Origin of the sequence: Mycobacterium sp. (genome assembly GCF_035697385.1) — a bacterium.
GTDB lineage: Bacteria > Actinomycetota > Actinomycetes > Mycobacteriales > Mycobacteriaceae > Mycobacterium.
Genome location: NZ_DASSCY010000287.1, coordinates 1 through 3,274 on the forward strand (window position 1 = coordinate 1; position 3,274 = coordinate 3,274).

Annotated in this window: 4 protein-coding genes and 1 tRNA gene; 2 read left to right on the forward strand and 3 right to left on the reverse strand. The window is 66.3% G+C overall.

The features are described from left to right. Window positions 1–208: 208 nt before the first annotated feature. The 3 genes from VFH65_RS24640 to VFH65_RS24650 form a co-directional block, all read right to left on the reverse strand. The gene (locus VFH65_RS24640; RefSeq protein ID WP_353325074.1) at window positions 209–814 is read right to left on the reverse strand and encodes an NAD(P)-dependent oxidoreductase; all 606 of its coding nucleotides are present in this window, start codon (window positions 812–814) and stop codon (window positions 209–211) included. Between the two features lie 163 nt (window positions 815–977). Further along, window positions 978–1,979 carry an SMP-30/gluconolactonase/LRE family protein gene (locus VFH65_RS24645; RefSeq protein WP_353325080.1) on the reverse strand — a complete coding sequence of 334 codons (1,002 nt, stop codon included), beginning with the start codon at window positions 1,977–1,979 and terminating at the stop codon, window positions 978–980. Window positions 1,980–1,987: 8 nt separating this feature from the next. Next, entirely contained in the window at window positions 1,988–2,251 is a 264-nt protein-coding gene (locus VFH65_RS24650) for a hypothetical protein (RefSeq protein ID WP_353325076.1), read from the reverse strand. 173 nt (window positions 2,252–2,424) lie between these two features. Here VFH65_RS24650 and VFH65_RS24655 point away from each other — a divergent pair, with 173 nt between their 5' ends. Then, a complete protein-coding gene (locus tag VFH65_RS24655; RefSeq protein ID WP_353325078.1) occupies window positions 2,425–2,709 on the forward strand; it encodes an NAD(P)-dependent oxidoreductase in 285 nt (94 codons plus the stop codon). A 199-nt stretch (window positions 2,710–2,908) separates the two neighbouring features. Next, a tRNA-Thr gene (locus tag VFH65_RS24660) sits at window positions 2,909–2,974 on the forward strand. Window positions 2,975–3,274 lie beyond the last annotated feature (300 nt).

Genomic DNA, 3,274 nt, shown 5'->3' on the forward strand with positions numbered 1-3,274 from the left:
GATTTACCCGGGCAAGCGCTATGAGGACTGGGAGCTGGACGACCCGGCCGGCCAGCCGGTCGAGGTCGTGCGCCGCATCCGTGACGACATCGACACCCGCGTCCAGCAGCTGCTGGCCGAACTGGTCCCAGCCCACGCCTGACCCGACCGCCGGAAGGTGCCGGAAGAGGGCTCTAAAGACGTGATCCCGATCTGCCTAACGGCCGTGTCATCCGGTGATGACGACGCCGCCGCGGCTGTAGAGGTCTTCCGTGGCCGCTTGCAGGAGGAACGAGGCCACGCCCGCGCGTGAGATTTTCTGCGACATCCCGACCTTCTCGCTTTCGGGGACGACCCTAGCCTCGGTCTTGGGCCCGTTGGTCAGCTTGGTGGCGTAGACAATCGTCCAGTCGAGGCTGCTGGCGCGCAGGACTTCCTCACCGGCAGTCTTGTCCTTGATCGGACTACCCATTGCTATGCCAGTTACGACCTTGGTGACGGGAGTGAGCCGGTCACGCGCGACGGCGAAGGAGGACAACATGACGACGCGCTCGGGCCCCTTCTGTTTGGCCGCGTCCACAATGGCGCGCGTCGCCTCGGCCATCACCGGTCCTCTCGCGCCGAGGACGCTGATGACAGCGTCGCCCCCGTTCATGGCCTCGGAGACCGCCGCGCGGTCGGTTGCGTCGCCTTCGACAACATGGAGGTTGGGATTGGTGATGGTCAGTTTCCGCCCGGACCGAACGAGTGCCGTGACGCGATGTCCCGCGGCGAGCGCCTGCTCGACCAGCGGAATGCCGGTCGCGCCAGCGGCGCCGAGGACGCTCAGTTTCATCGGTCTCCTCCCAACGAGGCGGCGGCCGTTCCGACGCTCCTCCTCGCTTGGGCCGGCGTGTGGTCGCGCAAGACGCGCGCCGAACTCGCGCTCGCTGCAGCGGTGATCCAGATCACCGGGTGGTCGCTGGCCGACGCGCCGGCTGGACATGGCTGCGCGCCGTTCATTCCGGAACGCCAGGTAGACGCTTCTTGATTTTCGACACCGTGTGGAGTTTCACCTCCGCGGCCCACGGTCCATCAACGGTCCGGAGACTCTTGGATGCCATGGCGCTGATGTCTGCCGAGAGGTTGGTGACCAGCACCTCGTCGCCGTGGAAGACGAGGCTGTTCGACCAGAGAAAACCGATGGGCGCGCCGTCCTCGTCGATCCCGCCGAAATCGCCGAGCTTCGCGATCACCCGGCCCTGCTTCGGCTCGAGCACCATCACCTCGTCGGACTGGTTGCACGCGATCCAGAGGTTGTCGTGCTCATCAATGATGATGCCGTCAGGTCCACCGCCCGCACGGTTGACGAAGACCTCCGGTGTGCCGGGCTCGAGTGGTGAGCCGCTCACCGGTATCTCGATGATGGTGTCTTGTGCGGTGTTGGCGACGAACAGCGCTGTGTGCTTCATATTGAACGCGAGGCCGTTTGCGCCGATGGCGGGCGGCGGCCTCGTTGGCTTGAGAAGCGGGCTCGTGACCCAGGCCGTTGCTGCACCGCCGTCCTTGCCGACTCTCCAAATGATGCCTTGGTGCGCGTCGGTCACGTACACGTTGCCATCCGCATCAAACGTCAACCCGTCGAGGCCGGGGTCCTCGCCCGTAACGGTCATGAACACCGAGGTAGCGCCAGTCTTGGGATCGACGGTGAAGACCTTCGGGTTTTTGTAATCGACTACGAGCAGCCTGCCCGTGTTCGGTTGGAAGCGCAGGTCAAGCAGCCAGGGACTGGTGCCCTGCATGTGGACGGTCCGCAGGAGCTTGCCGTTCGGGTCGAATACAAAGAGACTTCCCGGGCTCGTGTCCGGCTTGTTCGCCCCTACGGTGACGACGTAGACATTGCCGTCGGCGTCCGCGTCGATCCCCTCCGGGTATGCCTCGCCCGGCGGCAGCGTGGCGAAGCGCTCGACCTTGCCGCGGTCAAAGGCGTGCACAGTGATCGGCGTTGCCAGCGCCGCCAGTAAGAATGTTAAAAACGTCTTTGGTTGTAGTCAGTCGCATGCCGCACGCCCTTATTTCGTCCACACGATGCCTGGCTGAACCCGGTGCGGACCTTGATCCTGTCCGCGCGTGCCTGGCGCCTGATCTCGGCCCGCCAGGCCTCGACGTCGTCCACCTCCTCGACCGCGTAGACCACCGCGCCGCTCGCCAACAGTTGGCCGTAGTCGTCGCGGCGGTCGACACGCGCGACGACGCGGTCGATGCGTCGCCGGATGCCAACGGGATCGTGCATGACCTGCCGGAGATCATTATGCGCGATCGCGGCTCCGAGCGCCCGGTCGATCGTGAAGCTGCGCGGCGGCGGCGCTGCCAGAGGAGGCAGCAGCGTGGCAGTACCGCCGCCTACGGTGCGGCGATGCTACCGATCGCAGACGGAGTGCCAGCGTTCGAAGGGCCGGCGCCGACGTGAAGCTCGCCGTCCTCGGCGCGACCGGCAGCGTCGGCCGCGAGCTCGTCACGCAGGCGCTCGCAGCCGGCCACGAGGTCACCGCGCTCGTACGCGAACAGCCGAAGCCCGGCGAGATCGATGACCGCGTCGCGCTCGTCCTCGCCGACGCTAAGAGCGCCGAGGCCGTGGAGCGCACGGTCGCCGGAAGCGACGCAGTCGTCAGCGCGCTCGGCCACGCGAAGGGTGCGCCCGACGACATCCTCGCCCGCGCGACCACGAACGTGATCGCGGCTCTACCTTGACCTGCGGGCCCGCAAGGAGCGCCTGACCTTGGAGGCCCTCAGGGCGGACTTGCAGGCGTCGGCCGCCTGATCCGATCGCGGTCCTGTGGAAGCGGCTAGCTGGATCCGCGGCAGGAGCGGTCGCGTCCTCCAGGACGGTAACTGAGCCCATAACTGCGGCACTCACGGTGTCGGGCGACCTGCGGAGACGCCGGTTAGCACGGCGCTTGGCCGCCGGTCCATGGTAAGGATGGGGTCGCCGGTTCGATTCCGGCGGGGGGCTCCACACAGGGGCTGACCAGCGGGAATGCCGGTCAGGTCAATTCTTGGGCGTCATCGCCCGGCCTCGTTGCGGAAGCAATGTGCTCGCTTGAGCCCATGATCGATGCCGATGCAATAGCCGTCTAACCAGCAGATTTGGGTTGTCAACACTCACCGTAGACCGAGGCGGCAAGCCGCACAGCGGCCACTGAGCACATCCCTTCCGGGACCACGAGACGCTGAGGGTTCGGACAGCAACGGCTGAACCTCGGCGGCCATCTGTGTCATGGCCCGTCCTACGGGGAGTCGAGCGATGGTGGCATCG